This window comes from Micromonospora sp. NPDC005686, from assembly GCF_042871665.1.
Classification (GTDB): domain Bacteria; phylum Actinomycetota; class Actinomycetes; order Mycobacteriales; family Micromonosporaceae; genus Micromonospora.
Genome location: NZ_JBIAIY010000001.1, coordinates 789,336 through 810,430 on the forward strand (window position 1 = coordinate 789,336; position 21,095 = coordinate 810,430).

Consider the following 21,095-nt stretch of genomic DNA (forward strand, 5'->3'; position numbering starts at 1 on the left):
CCCGCCCGTCCCGCCCCCGACCCGGCCGGGCCGCGGAACGAGGGGTGAGGGCGGGGTCAGGGGGCCGGGGTCGGGTGGCGGTGTGGGGTTGCGCGGGCTGCTCTCGCGGCGGTGCGCAGGCGCAGCAGTCCGGCGGCCACCGCCCCGGCGCCCGTCGCCAGGCTGACCACCACGAGCACCCGCACCAGCACCGCGGGGCCGGCCGCCGGGGGGACCGCGCGGGACAGCGCGGCCAGGTTCGTCGCCCCGGCGAACACCGTGAGGCAGGTGCCGGCGAGCGCGAGCACGAAGTCGGCGGCCGGGCGGCGGGCCAGCGCGTACCCGCCCGCGGCGAGCGCGCCGAGCCCGGTGAGCAGCGTCCACACCTGCCCGGTGACCAGCTCGGCGAGCATCCCGCCCACACCGGGGGCGCCGGTGTCGAACGCCCGGGCGACGGTCAGCGCGACGGTGGCCGCGCCGCCCAGGGCGAGCAGGCCACCCACCGCGCGCAGTGCCCGCACTCCGGCGGCGGTGCCGCCCGGCGCCAGCCCCGCCGCGCCGATCAGCAGGAAGCCCAGCGTGGCGGCCACCCACCAGGGGTACGGGTCGGGCGGCGGCACCCAGTCCAGCGTGCCGCGTACGGCTCCGGTGGCGTCACCGGCCCGCAGCGGCACCGTCCAGTCGCGTACCCGGTGTTCCCGGTCCGGGTCGGCGGCGACGGCGGCCGGCGGGGCGTTGTCGCGCCACAGCGTGCGCTGGTCGTGCCAGCGGGCGGTCGGTCCGTCGCCGATCCGCCGCCAGTCCGGCGCGGCGGACGGGTTCGCCTCGGCCGGCAGCCGGGTCTCGCCGGCCAGCGTCCGGTTGAGGTACGTGGCGGGGGAGCGGGTGTTCTCGTACACGCCACCCGGGCCGATGCGCAGGTACGGCTCACCGGAGTAGCCGAGCACCGTCACCTCGGCGCCGGTGTCGTTCGTCAGCTCCAGCCGCGCGCCGGCCTCCACCATGCGTGCGGTGAGGCCGGGGCGGTCCGGGTCGACGCCACTGATCGTGGCGCGGTAGTCGGTGCCGTCGGGCGCGTCCGCGCCGTGTGCGGCGGCCGGGCCGGCGAGCGTGAGCAGTGCGGTGGCCGCGACGGCGAGCACCAGCGCGGCCCGGCGCAGGGGTGTGATCACTTGCCGGCCGCCTCCACCGCCGCCTTGATCCCCTCGGGGCTGCGGTCCCGCAGCTCGCTGCCGTTGATCTTGATGGTCGGGGTGCCGGTCACGCCGGCCTTGCTCGCCTCCTCCGTGACGTGCTCGGTCCACGACCGGTACGTGCCGTCGGAGACGCAGGAGGCGAACTCGTCCCGGTTCAGCCCGACGCCCGCGCCGATGTCGACGAGTTCGTCGTTGCTGAGCCCGGCGCCACCCTCCGGCGGCTGCTTGGCGAAGAGCTGCTCGGTGAACTCGCGGAACTTGCCGCCCTTGGCGGCGCAGCCGGAGGCGGCCGAGGAGCGGGTGGAGTACTCGGTGGTGGAGAAGCGGTTGAGGAACGCGACCGGGTGGAACACCAACTTCGCCTTGCCCTCGGTGACGAGCTGGTTGAGCGTCTCGCCGTTGATCTGCTGGAACTGCCTGCAGGCCGGGCAGAGGTAGTCCTCGTACAGGTCGATGGTGACCGGTCCGGTGCCCTGCACGATGCCGGTGCCGGCGTCGTTGGCCCCGAGCGGGGCGGTGAACTCGCCGGACTTCTGGCTGGAATAGACGGCCCAGCCGATACCACCGGCGATGACCAGCACCAGCACGGCGGCGATCGAGGTCCAGAGCGTGCGCTTGCGCCGCTTCTCCCGGGCGATCTGCTCGCGTACCACCCGGGCCGCGTCCCTGCGCCCCTTACGACTGCTCATCGTCGTCCTCCACCGTGTCGTCGCCCGCCAGCCACCCGTCCACGGAGAACGGGGTGCGGGGCCAGATCAGCAGGAACCCGGCGAGCGCCAGGAACCCGAGGTCCCGGAGGATCTCCGGGAGGTAGCTGGGCGTCTGGCCGGCGGCGAGCTGGCCGCCGGTGCCGAAGCACCCGCAGTCGATGGCCAGGCCGCGGGCCCAGGCCGAGGCGATGCCGGCGACGAAGACCATCAGCAGCGCCGAGGAGACGCCCGCGCTGACCCGGGTGGCCAGCCCGACCAGCAGCAGCACGCCCAGGGCCAGCTCGACGAACGGCAGCGCCGCGCCGATCACGGTGGCCACGTCGTACGGCATCACCTGGTAGGCGTTCACGGCCCGGCCGGAGGCGGCCAGGTCGCCGACCTTGGTGCCGCCGGCGATCAGCCAGACGGCGGCCAGTCCGAGGCGGGCCGCGACGCCGAGCCAGGGTCGCAGGGCGTGCCAGCGGCCGGCCCGAGGGGAGGAGGAGGGGGTCACAGTCATTCGTCGTCCGAGCGCCACGAGAGGTTCCCGCTATCCGGCCAGCGTGTCGCCGACGGCGTTGACCAGCTCGTCGCGGGCCCGGGCCACCCGGGAGCGGATGGTGCCCACCGGCACCCCCTCCACGTCGGCGGCCTCGGCGTACGACAGGCCGAGCAACTGGGTGAGCACGAACGCGGAGCGCCGCTCGGCGGGCAGCCGGCGGACCAGGTCGGTGGCGCCGAGGTGGCCGGCCGGGTCCGGGTGAGGGCGGTCGGTGGCGGCCTGGGCGGCGAGCCGCGCGTCGAGCCGGCGGCGGCGCACCACGGTGCGCAGGTGGTCGGCGCAGGCCCGCCGGGCGATCCCGAGCAGCCAGGTACGTACGCTGGAGCGCCCCTCGAAGCCGGACAGCGCCCGGAACGCCCGCAGGTACGTCTCCTGGGTCAGGTCGTCTGCGCTGTCCGGGCCGACGAGCGCGGCGGCGAAGCGCCACACCTCGGCCTGGGTGGCCCGGACGAAGGCGGCCTGCGCGTCGCGGTGCCCGTCGCGGGCGGCCAGCGCCCAGCCGGTGGCCGCGTCCCGAGCGGCGTCGGGGCGGTCGGCGGGGGTGTCGCGTGGGCCGGGGATCACGTCACCCGACGTTACGCGGCGTACCCGGACGGGACAGGGTCCTTCGACCCATTCCGTGGTCCCGCACACGCCGGGAACTTTTTCCCGCCGCCGTGCGACTACCCACCCATGACATCCGAGCAGGCCCGGCGTGGCGCGTGCCGTCGGGCCGGCGGGGCGCTCGGTCCCGCCTACCGGAGACCGGCTCGCCGGACCCGGCCCGGTTCGGGAACCATGGCGGCATGACTGCTGCCGTACCCCGCCCGTCCCGGGTCGTCGCCGCCCGCTCCGGGGCCGTCGCCGGGCTGCTGCTCCTGCTGGTCGCCCTGCTGCTCGTCCCGGCCACCCCGGCCGCCGCCCACGCGGTCCTGGTGAGCAGCAGCCCGGCCGCCTCCGCCGTGGTCCCCGAGGCGCCCGCGCAAGTGGTGATCACGTTCAGTGAGGGCGTCCGCAAGGTGCCCGGGAAGGTCCGGGTGATCGCCCCCGACGGCTCGCGCGCCGACCGGGGCGAGCCGACCTTCCAGGGCGCCGAGGTCACCATCCCGGTGGACCCCTCCGGCGGGCGCGGCACCTACCTGGTGAGCTACCGGGTCATCTCGGCCGACAGCCACCCGGTCTCCGGCGCGTTCACCTACTCGGTCGGGGCGCCGTCCGAGCCGCCCACCGACAGCGGCTCGGACAACCGGGCGAACCCGGTGACCGAGAACGCGGTGAAGGTGGCGAAGTACGCCGGCTACGCCGGGTTGCTGCTGCTCGTCGGCCCGGCGCTGGTGCTGGCCGCGCTCTGGCCCCGCCGGCTGTCCCGCCGGGGACCGGCACGGCTGGCCTGGACCGGGCTGGGCCTGCTGGCGGTGGCGACGGTGGCCGAGGTGTGGCTCCAGGTGCCGTACGTCAACGGCGGCGGCCTGTTCGACGTGACCGGCTCCGGCCTGGGCGACGTGCTGGGCAGCGCCTACGGCACCACGCACCTGGTCCGGCTGGGCCTGCTCGCCGCGGCCGCGTTCCTGCTCCGGCCGCTGTTCGCCGGTCCGATCGGCCGTACCGACGGGATCATCCTGGCCGTCCTCGGCGGCGCGGCGCTGTTCACCTGGCCGCTGGCCGGGCACGCCGCGGCCTCGCCCGCGCCGGCGGTCTCCGTGCTGGTGGACGCGGTGCACCTGGGCGGCATGGCGGTCTGGCTGGGCGGCCTGGTCATGCTCGCGGTGTTCCTGCTGCGCGAGGCCGACGAGCGCGAGCTGGACGCGATCCTGCCGATCTGGTCCCGCTGGGCCGCGCTCGCGGTGGCCGCGCTGCTGCTGGCCGGCACCGTGCAGGGGCTCATCGAGGTGGCCAGCCTGCAGGCGCTGTTCGACACCACGTACGGCCGGCTGCTGCTCGCCAAGATCGCGCTGTTCGTGCTGGTGATCGGCGTGGCCGCGTACTCCCGGGCGCTGGTGCGGCGGCGGGTCGCCGCCGGCCGGCCGGGCGCGATGCGGCGGGCCGTGGTGGCCGAGCTGGTGATCACGGCGGTGGTGCTCGGCGTGTCGGCGACGCTCGTGCAGACCACCCCGGCGCGCACCGCCACCGCGACTGTCGCGGGTGCCGAGCAGGGCTACTTCTCCACCACGCTGAGCAGCCCGATCTACTCGCTGGAGGTCCAGTTCGACCCGGCCGAGACCGGAAACAATTCGCTGCACCTGTACGCCTACACCAAGGACAACCGCCCGCAGCCGGTGCAGGAGTGGAAGGTGACCGCCGCGCTGCCGTCGGCCGGGATCGAGCCGATCGCCGTCCCGCTGCTGCCGTTGAGCGACAACCACGCCACCGGCGAGATCAACCTGCCGGCCCGCGGCGACTGGCAGTTGCGCATCACCGTCCGTACCACCGACATCGACCAGGCCACGGTGACCGCCACCGTGCCGATCAAGTAACGGAAGGTCCCCACCCATGATCCGTCTCCGGCGTCCCGCGACAGTCGCCGCGCTGACCCTCACCGCCGTCGCCACGGCCGTGCTCGGCCTGGCCGGGGCGGCCTCGGCGCACGTCACGATCAACCCGGCCGAGGGCACACAGGGCGGCTACGGCCGGTTCGCGTTCCGGGTGCCGAACGAGAGCGACACGGCGTCGACAGTCAAGGTCGAGGTGAACCTGCCGGAGAACGCCCCGGTCGGCTCGGTCTCCACCATGCCGGTGCCGGGCTGGACGGTGGCCGTGGAGAAGCGCAAGGTCGACCCGCCGATCGAGGTGCACGGCAGCCAGCTCACCGAGGCGGTCTCCAAGCTGACCTTCACCGCCGAGCCGGGCGGCGGCGTGAAGCCGGGCGAGTTCCAGGAGTTCCCGGTGTCGATGGGGCCGCTGCCACAGGCCGACACGATGGTCTTCAAGGTGCTCCAGACGTACTCCGACGGCAACGTCTCCCGGTGGATCGAGGAGCCGGCGCCGGGCGCGGAGGAGCCGGAGAACCCGGCGCCGGTGCTCAAGCTGGCCGCGGCGGCGCCCGCCGCGTCGGGCGCGAGCGCACCCGCTGCAGCCGCCGCTGACGACGACGATGACGACGACGGCTCCGGCGTGGCCACCGCCCTCGGGGTGGCCGGCCTGGTCGCCGGACTGGGCGGCCTGGCCCTGGGCGGCCTGGCCTTCGCGCGTACCCGGCGGGAGCCCGCCGCGAAGTCCTGAACGTGAGCCACGCACCGGCCCGGCGGACCCGATCCGCCGGGCCGGTTGCCGTCCCGGGCCGGTGCTGCCGATATCCGGCGATCGGTCGACGCGCGTCGGTAAGGTCGGCCGGACAGTTGGCTACCGAGAGGGACGACGCGAATGCGTTTCGTACGCACGATCGCCGGCATGGTGCTGCTGGCCTTGGGGGTTCCGGCGCTGCTGGCGGGCGGCGGCCTCTGGTTCGCCGCCCGGCACGCCGGCCCGGACGGCGGGTTCGACGCCCGGTTCGAGCCGGTCCGCACACCCGCCCGCGCGGTCCTGGTGACCGACGTGGACGCGTTGCTGCGCGCCGACCTGCCGGTGGCGCGCACCGGTGAGCTCCGGCTGCGCCTGACCGCGCGGGACGACGGCGGCCCGGTCTTCCTCGGCCTCGCCCCGGCCGACCAGGTGCGACGGTGGCTGGCCGACGTCCCGCACAGCACCGTGCGCCGCGTCGCCGTCACCCGGGGCCGGCTACCTGTCGATCTCGACCCGGCCACCGCCGGCGCCGGCGCCGCCGCGCCGATGACAGAGCCCTTCTGGGTACGCCAGGGCGTCGGCTCCCTGGAGTGGAGCCCGGCGGAGCTGGCCGGCCGGTCGTTGAGCCTGGTCGTGCTGCGCGCGGACGGCGCGGCCGGCCTCGACCTGCGGATGCGTGCCGAGCTGCGGGCCGGATGGTTCCCCGCGCTGGCGTGGGCGCTGCCCGCCGGCGGGACGCTGCTGGTCGTCCTCGCCGTGGTGCTGCTGCTGCGCCCGCTGCGGCCCCGTGAGGTGGTCTTCGTGGTCGAACCGGACCAGGTGCCCGTGCTGGCCGGGCGCCTCGGCGTCACCTCGCTGAGCGGGCTCGGCCGGCAACCGGGCCCGGCTTCGCGCCCCGAGCGGCACCTGGTGGCAGTGGGCTCCGGGTGCGGCGGGCGGGGCCGCGCGGCGATCGCTGCGCCGAGCGGCCGATGCGAGGACCACGAGGACTGACGCGGAGAACCCGAACGGCCCTCCGCGCTGCCGACGCGGAGGGCCGTCCTTCACCGGGGAATCGGTGCTACCTGGGAGAAAACTGAGGTAGTTGCGACCAGATTAGCGCCTATCGCCATTGGTTGCGAGGTGTGTCCGTTCAGTCCGGGTCATTGACGGCGCGTCCCGGTGGTGACGGATCGGGAGTACCGCCAGCAACAGCAGGCTGAGCAGCACGTACAGGTTGCGGACGACGAAGTCGACCGGGTCGTCGGTGTGCACGACGGCGGTGCCCCAGTCCTGGAACGTCACCAGGCCGTACACGATCGGCAGGCCGACGACGGCGGTCAGCGCGAACAGGCCGCCGCGACGGCGGGCCCCGGCGGGCGTCGCCGGGTCGGCGTCCAACGCCGCGTCCACGAGCACCACCAACGCGGGGATGAACCAGTACAGGTGGTGGATCCAGGTGATCGGGCTGACCAGCCCGCCCACCAGCCCGGTCAGGGTGAGACCCACCAGCGCGTCCCCCGCCCGCGCCGCCCGCGCCGCCCGCCACAGGCCGAACACGGCCACCGCCAGCGCGAGCAGCAGCCACAGCAGCCGGTCCGGCTCGGCCGACGTGGACAGGCGGCTGAGCAGCCCGAACAGCGACTGGTTGCCGGTGTAGTCGGTGCGGCCCACCCGGTCGGTGGCCCACAGTTCGTGGGTCCAGAACCGCCACGAGTCACCCGGCGCGAGCGCCGCGGCCAGCAGCGTGGCCACCGCGGCGGCCACCGTGGCCACCACCGCCGCCCGCCACTTGCGGGCGGCGAGCAGGTAGAGCACGAAGATGCCCGGGAAGAGCTTGAGCGCCGCGGCCAGCCCCACGCCCACACCGGCCCAGCGCCGGCCCTGCGGTACGGCGAACAGCAGGTCGCCGAGGATCAGCACCACGAGCAGCATGTTGATCTGCCCGAGCGTGAGCGTCTCCCGGGTGCTCTCCACCGCCAGCACCAACAGCACGGCGACCGTCAGGCCGAACCCGCGCGGCAGGTCGTGGCGCCGCAGCACCGGCAGCACCAGCCAGCGGGTGGTCACCACCACGGCGGCCACTGTCAGCACCGCGAAGGCGGCGACCGCCACACCGAGCCGCAGGTATCCGAACGGGGCCAGCAGCAGCGCCGCGAACGGCGGGTAGGTGAAGTAGAGCGCGCCCTGCACCCGGTCCGGCTGGACGTAGTCGTAGAGCGGATGCCCGGACGTCCACCAGTCCACCGCCGACATATAGATCTTCTGGTCGTAGAAGTTGTGCCGCAGGTTGGGCAGGTAGAGCGCCGGCAGGATCGCGACGAGCGCCAGCACCGCCAGCACCCGGCGGGCCGCACGCGCACCCGCGCCGTCACGGGCGACGGCGGGTGGGGCGACGGGTTCGGCTGGCACGCAGGAAACCCTAGCGGTCCACCTCGGCCGCCGGGCCGAGGCGCGAGCGGGTCGGCGGCGCGTAGTCTGTCCCGGTGGCTGATCTTCTCGTCTGGATCGACTGTGAGATGACCGGGCTGGACCTGCGGCGGGACGCCCTGATCGAGGTCGCCGCGCTGGTCACCGATCCCGACCTCAACGTGCTCGGTGACGGCGTCGACGTGGTGATCCACGCCGACGACGAGGCGCTCGACGGCATGCCGGAGATCGTGCGCACCATGCACGCCAAGTCCGGGCTCACCGAGGAGGTCCGCCGCTCCACGGTGACGCTGGCCGAGGCCGAGGACATGGTGCTCGACTACGTGACCAGCTTCGTGAAGGACCCCCGCACCGCGCCGCTGTGCGGCAACTCGATCGCCACCGACCGGGGCTTCCTGGCCCGCGACATGACCCGGCTCGACGCGCACCTGCACTACCGGATGATCGACGTGTCCTCGATCAAGGAGCTGTGCCGGCGCTGGTACCCGCGGGTGTACTTCGGGCAGCCGCAGAAGGGCCTGACCCACCGGGCGCTCGCCGACATCCGGGAGAGCATCCGCGAGCTGGAGTACTACCGGCGGACCCTGTTCGTGCCGCTGCCCGGGCCGGACGTCGAGGCCGCGAAGGCGATCGCCGCCCAGCTCTGACGTCCGTGCCCGAACCCGGTGGACGGGTTCGGCCGGAGTGTGGCTATGATTGGTCCGCGCACCGCCCCGGGCGACCGGAGCGGCGAGCATGGTGGCTGTAGCTCAGTTGGCAGAGCACCGGGTTGTGGTCCCGGTTGTCGTGGGTTCAATTCCCATCAGTCACCCCAACACGAAGCCCCCTCCTCCGGGAGGGGGCTTCGTCGTGTGCGGGGGTCAGGGGGTCGGCTCGACGCTCGGCGTACCGGCGTCCGGGGTGGTGTCGGCGGTGGTGTCGGCGGCTGGCGGCTCGTACGGCAGGGCGCTGCCCTTGACGTACTCGTCCCAGCTCATGTTCCAGTCGGTCCAGCCGTTGCCGTTCTGGAGCTTGCGCTCGGTGCCCTTGACGGTGATCGGGTCACCGATGCGGGTGTTGGCGAACAGCCAGTTGCCTTCCTTCATCGAGACGTTCACACAGCCGTGCGAGACGTTCGTGCGGCCCTGCACGCCCTCGGACCACGGCGCGGCGTGGATGAACTCGCCACCCCAGGTGAGCCGCTGGGCGTAGTCGATCTCGGTGCGGTAGCCGTCCTCCGGGCCCAGCTCCTCCATGGTGTCGAAGACCGTGTGCCGGAGCTTCTCGATCACCACCATGGTGCCGCTGGAGGACGGGGTGCTCTTCTTGCCCAGGCTCACCGGGATGGTCTTGACCACCTTGCCGTCGCGGGTGACTGTCATCCGCTTGGTGCGGTTGTCGACGGTCATCACGAACGACGGGCCGATCTTGACGTCGACGCTGAGGTCGGACCGGCCGTACCAGCCGCCGCCCAGCGGCAGCCCGCCCGCCTGCACCTTGTAGCTGACGGTGCTGTTGGCCTTCCAGAACGTCTTGGGCCGGTAGCGCACCTCGGTCGGGCTCACCCAGTGCCAGATGCCCTCCTGGGCCGGCTTCGCGGTGACTGTCATCCGGCGCTGGATGTCGTCGCGGTAGTCCTCCGGGATGGCCCGGCCGAACTTCACGATCAGCGGCATGGCCACACCCACGACCTGGTTGTCGCCGAGGAAGCTGGTGACCCGGATCTGTTTGGCCGGCTTCGCCATCGTGGTGAACGTGCTGGTGGCGGTGGCGGGCTTGCCGTCGTCGCCGGTCGCCGTCACGGTCGCCGTGTACGTCTGCCCGTACTCCAGGGCCGAGGACGGCAGCCAGCTCTTGCCGTCCGCCGCGAGCGTGCCGTCGACGACCTTGCCGGCCGCGTCCTTCAGCTCGACCTCGGTCTCCTGCGCCTCGGTCGTGGTGAAGGTGATGCCGGTGGATGCGGGCACGTCCTTGGCGTCGGCGGCGGGCTCGCTGATGGTGGCCGCCGCCTTCGGGGCCTTCTCACCGCCGTCGCCGTCGCCACCGCCCTGCCAGCTCGACGGCTTGTCGCCGCCGCTGGTGCAGGCGGTCAGGGCCATCGCGGCGGCGAGCAGCCCGGCCGCCAGCGCACGGCGGCGCCCGACGCGTCGGGCGCTCACGCCCCGGATCGGTTCGTCCTGGCCAGCTCGCATGACTCCCTCACAAGGTGATGCCGTTCCCCGTCGTCTCAGGTCAGACGCGCCGGAGCGGGTACGCGTTGCCGGACGTGAAACGGAACACCCCCGCGCGGGTGTAACGATTCCACTGTCGTCCGGCGCTTCGTCGGAGGTGGCGTGTCCGACCACGTTACGCCGGTCAGAACGGCGCCGGCTGCCCGCCCTGCGGAACGGGCAGCGCGCTGCCCGCGACGAACTGCGACCAGCTCATGCTCCACGCGGTCCAGCCGTTGCCCGGTGCCAGGCGCCGTTCGGTGCCCTTCACCGTGATCGGGTCGCCCACCATCGTCTTGCCGAACAGCCAGCGGCCGTTGGCCATCGACACGTTGACGCAGCCGTGCGAGACGTTGCGGCGTCCCTGCACGCCCTCGGACCAGGGCGCCGCGTGGATGTACTCGCCGCCCCAGGTGATCCGCTGGGCGAAGTCGATCTCGGTGACGTAGCGGTTGGCCGGGTCCGGCTCGCTGCGGGTGTCGAAGACGGTGGACTCCTTCTTCTCCATCACCACCATCGTGCCGCTGGAGGAGGGGGTGCTCTTCTTGCCCAGGCTCACCGGCAGCGTACGGATCACCGTGCCGTTCTCGGAGACCGTCATCTGCTTGGTCGAGTTGTCGACTGTCATCTCGAACGCGCGCCCGATCTTGGCGGTGGCGCTGCGGTCGATGTTGCCGTAGCGGCCGTTGCTCAGCGGGATGCCGGCGAGTGCGAGCCGGACGGTGATCGTGGTGCCGGTCTTCCAGTACTCCGGGGCGCGGTAGTACGCCTGGGTGCCGTTGTCGACCCAGTGCCAGGCGCCCCGCTGCGGCGGGTCGGTCTGCACGAACATGCGCTTCTGCACCGCCGCCCGGTCCTTCTTCGGGATGCCCGGGGAGAACTCGGCGACCACCGGCATGGCGACCCCGTACGTCTTGCCGCTGAACATGTAGAGGCCCGAGCCGATCATCGACTTGGGCTTGGCCATCGTGGTGAACGTGCTGGTGCCCTGGTAGGTCTGGCCGTCCTTGCCGGCGCCGGTGACCGTGGCGGTGTACCTGGTGCCGTACTTGAGCGCGGCCGACGGCACCCAGCTCGAACCGTCGCGCCGCATCCGCCCGGCGACACTGGTCCCTTCGGCGGTGGCGAGCACCACCTTCGACACGGTGCCGCCACCGGGGATGCGGGCGCTGATCTCGGTGCTGACCGGCCGTGCGTTCGCGCCGTCGGCCGGGCTCACCGTCAGCGGCGGCGCGGCGGCACTGTCGCTCGGCGAGGCGCTCGGCTCCGCGGGCGCGGCGGACGAGACGCCGCCGACCTGCTGCTGGCCGGGCACGAACGCCGGCGCCTTCCCCTCGTCGTCGCCGCCGCACCCGGTCAGTGCCAGCGACGCCGTCAGGACCAGGGCGCCCACCGTCGCCCCGGCCCGCGCGAACCTGCCCATGCCCACCCCTGTCCTCGCGTGCCTGGCGGACATCGTGCCGCATCGACGCTCCCGTGCCCGCCCCCGCGCCGGATCAGGTGACCGTTTCGGCCGGTTTCGCCGGTTAAGCTCGTCCGAAGGGTGGACCCCGGTATCGGATTGGAACCCGCCTCGGCGGGCGTGCTAATCTTCTTCCCGTTGTCGGTGAGCGCCGCTAGCTCAACTGGCAGAGCAGCGGACTCTTAATCCGCGGGTTCGGGGTTCGAGTCCCTGGCGGCGCACCAAACGATCAAGGCCCTGACCGGGCGTTCCACGCCGGTCGGGGCCTTTTTCGCGTACGTCGCCAGCAGGCGCCCCGGCACGCACTGATGCGACCGCCCGTGGGTGGAACGTCATGGGTGCCAAACGGGCCGTGAGGTACCCATGACGTTCCACCGAGGCGTGGTTAGCCCCGACGGCGACCGGTCCCGGGAGCCGGTTGATCCGATCCCCTATACGGGCAGCTATACGGGCAGGGTGGGGAACACGACCACGGAGCCGTCCCTGTCCATCGGGCCGCTCGCGGGTCAGACGCCGCGGAAGCTGCGGCGGTACGCCTGCGGACTGGTGCCGGTGATCTGCTTGAACCGGTCCCGGAAGGCGGTGGTGGAGCCGAAACCCACCTGGCTGGCCACCCGGTCGACGGGATGGGTGGTGGTCTCCAGCAGGTGCTGAGCCTGGTGCACGCGTACGCGGTGCAGCCACCGCAGCGGGGTGGTGCCGGTCTGGTCCCGGAACCGGCGGTTCAGCGTGCGGGTGCTCAGCCCGGCGTGCCGGGCGATGTCGGCGAGGGTCAGCGCACGTCCGGTGTTGTCGCGCATCCAGGCCAGCAGCGGCTCCAGCGTCGCACCGTCGGGGGTGGGCGGCTCGTGCGTGATGAACTGCGCCTGCCCGCCCGCGCGTTCCAGCGGCATGACTGACAGCCGCGCCGCGTCGGCGGCGACGGCGGCGCCGTGGTCGCGCCGGACCAGGTGCAGGCACAGGTCGAGCCCGGCGGCGGCGCCGGCGGAGGTCAGGAACTGGCCGTTGTCCACGTACAGGACGTCGGGGTCGACCCGGACCCGCGGATGCCGGGCGGCGAGCCGGCCGGTGGCGACCCAGTGCGTCGTGGCGCGGTGCCCGTCGAGCAGCCCGGCGGCCGCGAGGGTGAACGCGCCGCCGCAGATCGAAGCGATCCGCGCGCCGTTCGCCGCCGCGGTGCGCAGCGCGTCGAGGACCGCTGCGGGCGCCGCGGCGGCCGGGTCGGAGACACCGGGTACGACGACGGTGTCCGCGTCGGCGAGGACGTCCAGGCCGTACGGCACCGCGATGCTGAACGCGCCGGTGGTGACCGTCGGCGTCGCGGCGCAGACGACGACGCGGTACCCGGGGCGGCCGTCGGGCAGGCGGGTGCGGCCGAAGACCTCCATCGGGGTGGCCAGGTCGAACGGCACGACGCTGTCCAGGGCGAGCACGGCCACTGTGTGCATGGCGGGATTCAACCAGTCGGGACCGGGCCGCGCGTGTCGGCCGCCGGCCGCCTGAGCCGGTGGTACATGTCCTTGACCGACAGGCCGCCGGTGAGGCACCAGAGCGCGATGACCGGATCGCAGAGCGCGCAGCCGAACGACGAGTCGTGCAGCGACGGGATGATCGGGGTGCCGCGACGGTGGTGCAGGACGTCCCAGGCCGTGTGCAGAAGCCAGCCCACCCCGATGAAGGTGTACGAGGTGAGCCCGGCGTAGCCCACCACCAGCAGTAGGGCGCAGAACGCCAGTTCCCACAGCCCGAACCCGCCACCGCTGATGTAGGCGGCCCCGGCGCCGGTGACGACGAGCGCGTTCAGCCGCCGCCGATGGGGCTCGGGCACGAAGGAGTTGAGCCCGGCGTAGACCAGCCCGATCACGACCGGCATGACATAGCGAAGCACGACCCAGCCCCGTTTCCGTTTGCGGAAAAGCGTGTCGGGACGGAGCCTAGGAAGGCCGGTTGCCGGCGACGAGAGGCGAAAATGCCAGGATCCGCCGGATTCTCGCCACGCCGGTGCCGACGGTCAGCGGTCCGCGTCCTGCTCGGCGAGCCGCTTGAGGTTCAGCAACTGCCGGCGGGCCATCACCAGGTCTCCGAGGCATCCACCGAGGGCGATCACCGGGTTCGTCCGCATCACGACCTTGAGCAGCAGGCGGGTGGTGGTCCTGTCGTCCGGCACCAGGACGTACGACAGGACCGCGCCCATGATCCCGGCGGTGAGGTGGTGTCCCGGCTGGACCGCGAGGATCCGGCCGCGCCGCCGCCCGCCTGCGGTGGTGAACGACTCGCCCACCACCGGCTCGGGAAGGCCCACCAGCAGTTGCGGTGAGCGTCGGCCGAGGTTGTCGATCCAGTCGTACGAGTAGGGCGCGAGCCGGATCTGGGCGACCCACTGCCACACGGTTGCCGGCGGCGCGTCCACGCTCACCCCGCGCCACGCTCGCAGCGTGGGCGCGGGCACGAAGTCGTCACACGGGTACCGGCGCCGCGTCTCGTCGTCGGACACGCCCCACCGGTCACCGAGCATCGGCCCGGCCGAGCACCAGTGTGGTCCGCAGATCGAGCACGACGGTGCCGCCGAGGTCGTCGACCAGCCGGTCGAGGGCCGCGATCCCGCGTCGCTGCTGCTCCGGCGTGCGGGACAGGTACGGCCCGAACGTGCGCATCAGCGCCAGATACCGCTCCTTGTCCAGCGGCAGCTCCCGCCGGATCACCTCGCGGCGTACGTCGTCGAACTGCCCGCTGTCGAGGATGTCCCGGTGGAACCAGTCGAAGGGCCGCTCCCGGACGGTGGGGTCGACGGATCGCAGCACGGCCCGGACGGCGTCCCGCTGGGCGGCGTCGGCGTAGTCGTAGCGGTGCCCGAACACGGCAAGCGTGCCGCCGGGCGCCAGGGCACGCCGGGCCTGTGCGTTGCGGGTGGCGGCGTCCAGCCAGTGCCAGACCATCGCACTGGCGAGCACGTCCACCCCACCGGCGGGCGGCGACCATCGCTCGAACGTCGTCGCCTCGATGCGAGCGTCCGGGAACCGCTCGGCCAGCCGGGCCGCCATCAGCGCGTCGGGCTCCACACAGGTCAGTGGCGCGCCGAGACGGGCCAGCACCTCGGTGCCCTTCCCGGTGCCCGCCCCGATCTCGGCCACCGACGCCGGTGCGCCGCCGTGGTAGGCGAGGATCGACTCGGCGATCTCCGGCGGATATCCGGGCCGCGCGCGCTCGTACAGGTCAGCCACCGTACCGAAGAGTTGCATCACCAGCAGGATACGGCTCCGACCGGTCCCCGACAGACCGCGACAGAACAGGCCGCCCCGCCCCTACAGTCCGCACCATGAGGTGGACCCTGCGGCTGGCGGCAGCGCTCGGCGTACTCGCGACCGCCCTGGCGACCGGCGCGGCGAGCGGCGCAGCGGCGCCCGCCGACGGCGGCCTCGGCCTGGCCCTGCGACCCGGCGCTGCCGACTACCGCGCCGGGGACCAGGTCCGCCTCGACCTCACCGTCACCAACACCACCGGGGCGGCGTGCGCGCTCGCCACCCGGGCCGTCGGCACCGTGCAGGTCACCGGGGTACGCCGGGACGGGCGCGACGTCGAGCCGACGCTGGCCCGCAGCTTCCACGACGACGGGATCGGCGCCGCCGCGACCGCAGCGCTCACCACGGTGGAACCGGGCGCGACCGCCACCGTGGCGTCGACCGGGGTACGGCTGCGCGACGGCGAGGTGGTGCTCCGCTCGGTGGCCGCCACTCCGGACGGCGGCGGGCTGGACACGCTCTGGCCGGTGGGCGCACCCGGCCGGTACGAGGTGACCGCGGGCTACGTGACACTGCCGGTGACCGGCACGGCGGATCTGTGCGCGGGCGCGACGGCGCTGCGGACCACCACGTTCACCGTGTCCGACGACGGGACCGGCCTCCGCCGGCTCTGGGTGGTGGCCGGGGGAGCGCTGGCGCTGCTCGCCGTCGCGCTGGTCGTACTGCTGCTGGTGCGCCGCCGAAGTCGGCCGACCGCCGCCGCCGTCGCGCTGGTGCTGCTGGCCGTCGGCGCGCTCGTCGGCGGTGGTGCCCGGCCGGCGCGGGCCGACTACGGCGTCGACCCGACCGCCGGTGTGCCGGTCAGCGGCGTCGACTTCCAGGCGGCTGTCGACGGCTGCCTGGCCGGATTCGCGCTACCCGGCGGCGATCCGTCCGGCCTGCTGCCGAGGCTGCGGGACAAGAAGAGTCCCCGGGTGCGGATCATCCCGACCACCGGCGGCTCCGGCGCGTTCGAGACGCCGCAGAGCGCCGACGGCAAGGGCTCCTCGACCGTCACCTGGAACCCGACCTCCACCGACCCGTACGGCGACGGCGTGGCCCGCGACCCCTGCGCCGCGCTGTACCACGAGCTGAACCACGCCGACGACATCTCCCGCGACGCCGTCCCGCAGGGCGAGTGCGGCGGCACCGCCATCCGTACCGCCGAGGTCAAGGCGACGCTCGCGGAGAACCGCTACCGGGCGGCGAAGGGGTTACCGCCGCGCACCGAGTACGACGGGAAGACGCTGCCGAAGAGCCTCGACGAGTGCAAGAAGCCGGCCAAGAAGACGCCGCCGCCGAAGGGCCCGGTGAAGCTCTGCGAGGACGGCGCCGACTGCGGCGGCAGCAACGGCGATCCGCACCTGGTCACGTTCGACCGGGTCGCCTACGACTTCCAGGCCGTGGGCGAGTTCACGCTGGTCGCGTCCACCGGCGGCGATCCGCTGGAGGTGCAGGTCCGGCAGGCCCCGATGGCCGGCACGCGGACCGCCTCGGTCAACTCGGCTGTCGCGTTCCGGGTCGGCGCGCACCGCGTCGCGCTCACCCTCACCGACGGCGGCACCCGGGTGCACGTCGACGGCGCGCCGCTCGCCGCGCCGCCGGACCGCACCGACCTGGCCGGCGGCGGCACGCTCACCCGCCGTCCGTCGGACACCGGCCCCGCCGACGGGTACGACGTGACGTGGCCGGACGGCTCGGCGGCGGCGGTGGACCAGATCGGCAGCTACGGCTACCGGATCCTGGTGCGGCTGGCCGACAGCCGGGCCGGAAAGGTACGCGGACTGCTCGGCGACTTCGACGGCGACCCGGCCGACGACATCGCGCCCGCCTCCGGAGCGGCACTGGCCCAGCCGGCGCCCTTCGACAAGCTCTACCCCGCGTACGCGGACAGCTGGCGGATCGCCGCGGACCGATCCCTGCTGCACTACGACGACGGGCAGGACACCGGCACCTTCACCGACCGCGCGTTCCCGGAACGGGAGGTCACAGTCGCCGACCTCGACCCGGCCCGGCGCGCGGCGGCCGAGCAGATCTGCCGCTGGGCCGGCGTGACCGCACCCGCCCAGCTCGCCGAGTGCGTCTTCGACGTCGCGGTCAGCGGTCGCCCCGAGTTCGCCGTGGCCGGCGCGAGCACCGAACGGGTCGCCCCGCCGGCCGCCACCCCGATCAGCGCCGTACCCGTCGCCACCGCCACGCTCACCCCCGGCGGGACGCCGCTGACGTTCGCCGCCCGAGCCGGGGACGCCGTCTTCGTCGACGCCACCGCGCCCGGGATCGGCGACCGCTGCTCGCCGTACGTGCTCACCGACCCGGGCGGCCGGGAGATCGCCAACGGCTGCAACATCAACGGCAACGGGTACGTCGACCGCGTCGAACTCACCGCCACCGGCACGTACGCGCTGCGGGTCACCGCCGCGCCCGGCGACACCGGCCGCGCCGCGGTGCGGGTGTACACGGCCCGGGACAGCGACGGCACGATGCAACCGAACGGCCCGGCGGTCACCGCGACAGTCGAGCAACCCGGCGCGCGGGCCCGCTACCGGTTCACCGGGAGCGCAGGTGAGCGCGTCTACGTGGAGGTGCCGACGAGCAGCCTCACCGACCAGTGCTCCCCGCTGGAACTGCGGGACGCCGACGGGCGGCTGCTGCGTAGCGGCTGCGTGATCAACGGGGCCGGCGAGATCGACGGCACGGTGCTGTCCGCCGACGGGACGTACACAGTGGTGGTCGACCCGACCGAGCGCAGCACCGGCACGACCACGCTGCGGGTGGTCACCGGCCGGGACCGCGAGGCGGCGATCACGCTCGGCGGGCCACCGGTCGTCGCCGTCGTGGACCGGCCCGGCGCAATCATCGGCTACCGGTTTACCGCCGCGGCCGGCACGTCGGTGACGGTGAGCGCTTCCGCCTCGGACCTGCCGGACCAGTGCGGCGTGCTGGCGCTGCGCGCGCCCGACGGCAGCACTGTCAGCAGCGGCTGCGTGATCAACGGGGCCGGTGAACTCGGGCCGGCCGTGTTGCCGGCCTCCGGGGCGTACACCCTGGTGGTGGACCCGTCCGGGGCCGCGACCGGGCAGGTCACGGTGGCGGTGCGGTGACGCCGACCCTGCTTCTCGGGGGCGGTGGGCGGGCGTGCTAACGTCTCGTCCCGTTGTCAGCGAGCGCCGCTAGCTCAACTGGCAGAGCAGCGGACTCTTAATCCGCGGGTTCGGGGTTCGAGTCCCTGGCGGCGCACCAACGAGCAAGGCCCTGGCCGGGTGGTTCACACCGGGTCGGGGCCTTTTTCGCGTACGCCGAGAGTGGGTGGTGGCTCGGTGGGTGCTCGGGAGCCGTTGGACCGGGCCGGTGTTGCCCGGACTGAACGCGGGTCTCGTGTACGTTCGGCGCGCACCGCTGGTCTTTTCCGGGCTTGATGGGGCCGGGCGTGTCCGGGGCGCGTCAGGCCAGAGCTTCCGGGGCGCGCCGCCACCACCACGCGCTGAAGAGGGTGACCACGTGCGTCTTGATCTCGTCCGTGATGATCTCGTGCCCGTCGCCCATGAGCGGCCGGACGGCGTGCTTGTAGACCTCTGGGTGGTGTTCGACCGAGGGGCAGGTGAAGATGGCCAGCATCCTCAGGACGCGCAGGGTGTCTGTTCCGAGGAGGGGAAAGTGAGCCTCCAGCAGCCTCGCCAGGGCTGACCACACCTTGTCCACGACAAGGCGGATGACGGCGTCGGTCACCAGCCGGGGCAGCCCCGAATCGAACCGCCGCGACAACGCGTCGGTGATGAACTGCTTGGCGGTATCCGTCAGCAGTTCGACGGTCTTGTTGATCTTCTCGATCAACTGGATCAGGGCCACCAGCAGGCCGCACCATGTGTGATCAGCCAGGCGCTTCTTGACCTCCCTGGCGTCAGCCTTATTCCGGAGGAGGCTGTCTATGCCGGCTGAGATCTCGTACCACGGGTTCTCCATGACCTGGTGGGCAAGGGTGTCCATCCGGCCAAGGTCTGATGACATCGATGTTCGCTCAACATCGCGTGGCAGTCGGCCGTTGATTCTGGTTCGGCCGTCGGCGGCCCACAGGTAGTCGGTGATGTCCAGGCGTGCGAGGTCAAAGTAGATTTCCCGGTTGTGGGCGTTGAACTTCTGGCGTCCGGATCGTCTGTCTTCCTCCACCTTCTCCTCGAGTTCATGCCGCCGGTCGTCGCGCTTCTCTGGCCGGTCGGCGGCCAGAGATGTCCATCCTTGCCAGCCGTGTTGTGAGCCCCCGCAGCCGGAGCATTTGCAGCCCGGCCCTTGGGCGTTTGCGCAGTTAGCCCTGTGGGTGTTGGTCATCATCCGCAAGTCGCCGCCCGGTCGTTTGCACTCAATGTGACTAGCCAGTGACTCTATGTCAGGCAATGATGGATGCCAATGGATGTGTGACTGGGCCGGGGCGGCTCGACTCGGGGCCTCCACCTTCTGCGGGCGTTCTGCCTGGTGGGAGGCTATAGATCTGCTTCATCTGCTGGGCTGCGACGGATTATTGATAGACGGCTCTTCCCTCATCTGCATCACTCGCTTCCGTCCCAGACCGGCGACCAAGGCTCGGGCTGGACAGGTCATGGCGCTCCGGAGCCTGCGCTGATCCCAGGAGGGACATGCTGAGGGCTCATCATGGGTCTTCCGGATGCCACCCCGAGCGTCGACTCTGGTTGGGCTGTCGACTCGACCGTCATTGACTTGATGTGTTGGCGTGGATGCGTTGTGCTGGCGGGTGGTCGTCGTCCGATCGGAGGTGATCGTGGCCGTGCAGGTGGATCCCGAGTGGTGGAGTTCGGGGCTGTGGAACGGCCGACCGATCAGCGAGTTTCTTCAGCGGCGCGACATCACTGCGGTCTTCCGCTTCCTTCACGCCCGGGGCGTGTCCTACGGCAGGATCGCCGCTCTCGTTGGCCTCTCGCCCCACCGCGCTACTGAGATCGCTAAGGGCGTCCGGCAGGTCACGGCGTACGAGGTGCTGGAACGGATCGCCGTGGGTCTTCACATTCCGCGTCCGGTCATGGGGCTCGGCCGCGCCGAGGACAGCACTATGCCGCGCGATGTCAGCATCGAGACCATGGCCGGTGGAGCGGATCGATCGCCTGCCCGTATGGGGAGCAGTGAGGCCGGAGGTCTGGTCAGACTCCGTCTGGGACTGGACGAGGCTCTGGCGGCGTCGAGTGTCGCCCCTCGGCAGCTTGAGCTGATCGAGCAAAGCGCCGGCGAGCACCTGCGGGTCTATCCCTCGGCTTCGCCGCAAACGATGCTGGCGCTGCTGGCCGCCGACTGCCGAGAGGTGCAGGTGCTGTCGCTTCGGCGCCAGCCGGCGGCGGTCCAGGCCCGGCTGTCCGGGGTGGCGGCTCTGTTGGCGACGATGTGCGCTGACGCGTTGATGAGGCTCGGGGATGTCGCCGAGGCTCGACGGTGGTACGGCACAGCGATCCACGCGGCGGACGACAGCGGGGAGGCTCGGTTCCGGGTGCTCGTGCGGGCCCAGGCGGCGATGCTGCCGTACTACTTCGGGGACCCCGCCCAGACCGTCGCTCTGGCTGATGCGGCTCTTGCGGCCACGTCGGTCGCGTCGTCGTCGGGTGCCCTGGCGGCTGCGGGCCGGGCGCGTGCCCTGGCCAGAATCGGTGCCACCGAGCAGGCGCGGTCGGCCGTCGATCAGGCACGCCGGCTGTTCGACCAGGCTGGTGACGAGGACACCGACGTGGCCTTCAGGTTTCCGGCGAAGCGGCTATTGCTCTACCTCTCCGGCGCGTACACCTGGCTCGGTGACACGGTGGAGGCTTACCGGGTCCAGGACGAGGCGGTGCGGCTCTACGGCACGGCTCCGGCCGTACCGATCGACGTGGCGCTTATCGCCCTGGACCGGTCGATGTGCCTCGCGTGGGACCGGCGGACGACCGAGGCGGCGGCGACCGCGCGCGACGCCGTCGCGGACCTGCCCGAGACGCAGCGGACGGAGATCATCCTGACCCGCGCGACCGACGTGGCCACGGCGATCCCCGAAGAGAGCCATCGCGGTGAGGTCGCCACCTTGATGGACTACGTACGGACCTGCCGCGAGCGCGCCCGTAGTCTTGGGACCACAGCTGCACTCGGTCCCTAGGGCCTGTGT

At 72.6% G+C, this 21,095-nt stretch carries 18 protein-coding genes and 3 tRNA genes; 9 read left to right on the forward strand and 12 right to left on the reverse strand.

Annotation, left to right across the window (positions count from 1 at the left end; all coding sequences use genetic code 11):
• Nucleotides 1-56 precede the first annotated feature (56 nt).
• From ACFYON_RS03705 to ACFYON_RS03720, 4 genes are read right to left on the reverse strand one after another with little or no spacing between them, the layout of a single operon-like run.
• Nucleotides 57-1,151 (reverse strand): hypothetical protein, encoded by a 1,095-nt coding sequence (locus ACFYON_RS03705; protein ID WP_354873511.1) that lies wholly within the window; start codon nt 1,149-1,151, stop codon nt 57-59.
• The gene (locus ACFYON_RS03710; RefSeq protein WP_354873513.1) at nt 1,148-1,864 is read right to left on the reverse strand and encodes a thioredoxin domain-containing protein; all 717 of its coding nucleotides are present in this window, start codon (nt 1,862-1,864) and stop codon (nt 1,148-1,150) included. The genes ACFYON_RS03705 and ACFYON_RS03710 overlap by 4 nt, the downstream gene beginning before the upstream one ends.
• Entirely contained in the window at nt 1,851-2,384 is a 534-nt protein-coding gene (locus tag ACFYON_RS03715) for a MauE/DoxX family redox-associated membrane protein (RefSeq protein ID WP_354873515.1), read from the reverse strand. The genes ACFYON_RS03710 and ACFYON_RS03715 overlap by 14 nt, the downstream gene beginning before the upstream one ends.
• 30 nt (nt 2,385-2,414) lie before the next feature.
• Nucleotides 2,415-2,990: a sigma-70 family RNA polymerase sigma factor gene (locus ACFYON_RS03720; RefSeq protein ID WP_354873517.1), complete on the reverse strand. Its 576-nt coding sequence runs from the start codon at nt 2,988-2,990 to the stop codon at nt 2,415-2,417.
• A 221-nt stretch (nt 2,991-3,211) separates the two neighbouring features.
• On the opposite strand from ACFYON_RS03720, the gene ACFYON_RS03725 reads away from it, so the two are divergent.
• The 3 genes from ACFYON_RS03725 to ACFYON_RS03735 all read left to right on the forward strand — a co-directional run bounded on the left by ACFYON_RS03725 (nt 3,212) and on the right by ACFYON_RS03735 (nt 6,617).
• Complete coding sequence (locus ACFYON_RS03725; protein ID WP_354873519.1) at nt 3,212-4,879, forward strand: copper resistance protein CopC; 1,668 nt, start codon at nt 3,212-3,214, stop codon at nt 4,877-4,879.
• A gap of 16 nt (nt 4,880-4,895) precedes the next feature.
• Entirely contained in the window at nt 4,896-5,624 is a 729-nt protein-coding gene (locus ACFYON_RS03730; RefSeq protein ID WP_354873521.1) for a YcnI family protein, read from the forward strand.
• Between the two features lie 141 nt (nt 5,625-5,765).
• Nucleotides 5,766-6,617 (forward strand): hypothetical protein, encoded by an 852-nt coding sequence (locus ACFYON_RS03735; protein WP_354873523.1) that lies wholly within the window; start codon nt 5,766-5,768, stop codon nt 6,615-6,617.
• Nucleotides 6,618-6,719: 102 nt separating this feature from the next.
• Here the strand turns inward: ACFYON_RS03735 and ACFYON_RS03740 are convergent, their stop codons facing one another.
• Nucleotides 6,720-8,015 carry a glycosyltransferase 87 family protein gene (locus ACFYON_RS03740; protein WP_354873525.1) on the reverse strand — a complete coding sequence of 432 codons (1,296 nt, stop codon included), beginning with the start codon at nt 8,013-8,015 and terminating at the stop codon, nt 6,720-6,722.
• 74 nt (nt 8,016-8,089) lie between these two features.
• Here ACFYON_RS03740 and orn point away from each other — a divergent pair, with 74 nt between their 5' ends.
• Nucleotides 8,090-8,680 carry an oligoribonuclease gene (orn, locus tag ACFYON_RS03745; protein WP_354873527.1) on the forward strand — a complete coding sequence of 197 codons (591 nt, stop codon included), beginning with the start codon at nt 8,090-8,092 and terminating at the stop codon, nt 8,678-8,680.
• Nucleotides 8,681-8,771: 91 nt separating this feature from the next.
• Nucleotides 8,772-8,847, forward strand: a tRNA-His gene (locus ACFYON_RS03750).
• A 46-nt stretch (nt 8,848-8,893) separates the two neighbouring features.
• On the opposite strand, the gene ACFYON_RS03755 is transcribed toward ACFYON_RS03750, so the two are convergent.
• Complete coding sequence (locus ACFYON_RS03755) at nt 8,894-10,204, reverse strand: Ig-like domain-containing protein (protein WP_354873529.1); 1,311 nt, start codon at nt 10,202-10,204, stop codon at nt 8,894-8,896.
• A 163-nt stretch (nt 10,205-10,367) separates the two neighbouring features.
• Complete coding sequence (locus ACFYON_RS03760) at nt 10,368-11,645, reverse strand: Ig-like domain-containing protein (protein WP_354873531.1); 1,278 nt, start codon at nt 11,643-11,645, stop codon at nt 10,368-10,370.
• Between the two features lie 187 nt (nt 11,646-11,832).
• Here ACFYON_RS03760 and ACFYON_RS03765 point away from each other — a divergent pair.
• Nucleotides 11,833-11,908 (forward strand) — tRNA-Lys (locus ACFYON_RS03765).
• Between the two features lie 282 nt (nt 11,909-12,190).
• On the opposite strand, the gene ACFYON_RS03770 is transcribed toward ACFYON_RS03765, so the two are convergent.
• The 4 genes from ACFYON_RS03770 to ACFYON_RS03785 form a co-directional block, all read right to left on the reverse strand.
• Complete coding sequence (locus tag ACFYON_RS03770) at nt 12,191-13,132, reverse strand: helix-turn-helix domain-containing protein (RefSeq protein ID WP_354873533.1); 942 nt, start codon at nt 13,130-13,132, stop codon at nt 12,191-12,193.
• An 8-nt stretch (nt 13,133-13,140) separates the two neighbouring features.
• Nucleotides 13,141-13,557 carry a DUF6010 family protein gene (locus tag ACFYON_RS03775; RefSeq protein WP_354873535.1) on the reverse strand — a complete coding sequence of 139 codons (417 nt, stop codon included), beginning with the start codon at nt 13,555-13,557 and terminating at the stop codon, nt 13,141-13,143.
• A gap of 138 nt (nt 13,558-13,695) precedes the next feature.
• Nucleotides 13,696-14,178 (reverse strand): polyketide cyclase, encoded by a 483-nt coding sequence (locus ACFYON_RS03780; RefSeq protein WP_354873537.1) that lies wholly within the window; start codon nt 14,176-14,178, stop codon nt 13,696-13,698.
• Nucleotides 14,179-14,188: 10 nt separating this feature from the next.
• Entirely contained in the window at nt 14,189-14,923 is a 735-nt protein-coding gene (locus ACFYON_RS03785; RefSeq protein ID WP_354873539.1) for a methyltransferase domain-containing protein, read from the reverse strand.
• Between the two features lie 77 nt (nt 14,924-15,000).
• On the opposite strand from ACFYON_RS03785, the gene ACFYON_RS03790 reads away from it, so the two are divergent.
• Both ACFYON_RS03790 and ACFYON_RS03795 read left to right on the forward strand, forming a co-directional pair.
• Complete coding sequence (locus ACFYON_RS03790; protein WP_355094465.1) at nt 15,001-18,063, forward strand: VWD domain-containing protein; 3,063 nt, start codon at nt 15,001-15,003, stop codon at nt 18,061-18,063.
• Nucleotides 18,064-18,126: 63 nt separating this feature from the next.
• Nucleotides 18,127-18,202, forward strand: a tRNA-Lys gene (locus ACFYON_RS03795).
• Nucleotides 18,203-18,403: 201 nt separating this feature from the next.
• On the opposite strand, the gene ACFYON_RS03800 is transcribed toward ACFYON_RS03795, so the two are convergent.
• A complete protein-coding gene (locus ACFYON_RS03800) occupies nt 18,404-19,285 on the reverse strand; it encodes a hypothetical protein (protein WP_354874177.1) in 882 nt (293 codons plus the stop codon).
• A gap of 421 nt (nt 19,286-19,706) precedes the next feature.
• On the opposite strand from ACFYON_RS03800, the gene ACFYON_RS03805 reads away from it, so the two are divergent.
• Complete coding sequence (locus ACFYON_RS03805; RefSeq protein ID WP_354874227.1) at nt 19,707-21,086, forward strand: hypothetical protein; 1,380 nt, start codon at nt 19,707-19,709, stop codon at nt 21,084-21,086.
• Nucleotides 21,087-21,095 lie beyond the last annotated feature (9 nt).

Coding starts and splice junctions, on each gene's coding strand:
- ACFYON_RS03710 (WP_354873513.1), bottom strand. CDS start 1,864: ATGAGCAGTCGTAAGGGGCGCAGGGACGCGGCCCGGGTGGTACGCGAG.
- ACFYON_RS03715 (WP_354873515.1), bottom strand. CDS start 2,384: ATGACTGTGACCCCCTCCTCCTCCCCTCGGGCCGGCCGCTGGCACGCC.
- ACFYON_RS03725 (WP_354873519.1), top strand. CDS start 3,212: ATGACTGCTGCCGTACCCCGCCCGTCCCGGGTCGTCGCCGCCCGCTCC.
- ACFYON_RS03730 (WP_354873521.1), top strand. CDS start 4,896: ATGATCCGTCTCCGGCGTCCCGCGACAGTCGCCGCGCTGACCCTCACC.
- ACFYON_RS03735 (WP_354873523.1), top strand. CDS start 5,766: ATGCGTTTCGTACGCACGATCGCCGGCATGGTGCTGCTGGCCTTGGGG.
- ACFYON_RS03755 (WP_354873529.1), bottom strand. CDS start 10,204: ATGCGAGCTGGCCAGGACGAACCGATCCGGGGCGTGAGCGCCCGACGC.
- ACFYON_RS03760 (WP_354873531.1), bottom strand. CDS start 11,645: ATGGGCAGGTTCGCGCGGGCCGGGGCGACGGTGGGCGCCCTGGTCCTG.
- ACFYON_RS03770 (WP_354873533.1), bottom strand. CDS start 13,132: ATGCACACAGTGGCCGTGCTCGCCCTGGACAGCGTCGTGCCGTTCGAC.
- ACFYON_RS03775 (WP_354873535.1), bottom strand. CDS start 13,557: ATGCCGGTCGTGATCGGGCTGGTCTACGCCGGGCTCAACTCCTTCGTG.
- ACFYON_RS03785 (WP_354873539.1), bottom strand. CDS start 14,923: ATGCAACTCTTCGGTACGGTGGCTGACCTGTACGAGCGCGCGCGGCCC.
- ACFYON_RS03790 (WP_355094465.1), top strand. CDS start 15,001: ATGAGGTGGACCCTGCGGCTGGCGGCAGCGCTCGGCGTACTCGCGACC.
- ACFYON_RS03800 (WP_354874177.1), bottom strand. CDS start 19,285: ATGACCAACACCCACAGGGCTAACTGCGCAAACGCCCAAGGGCCGGGC.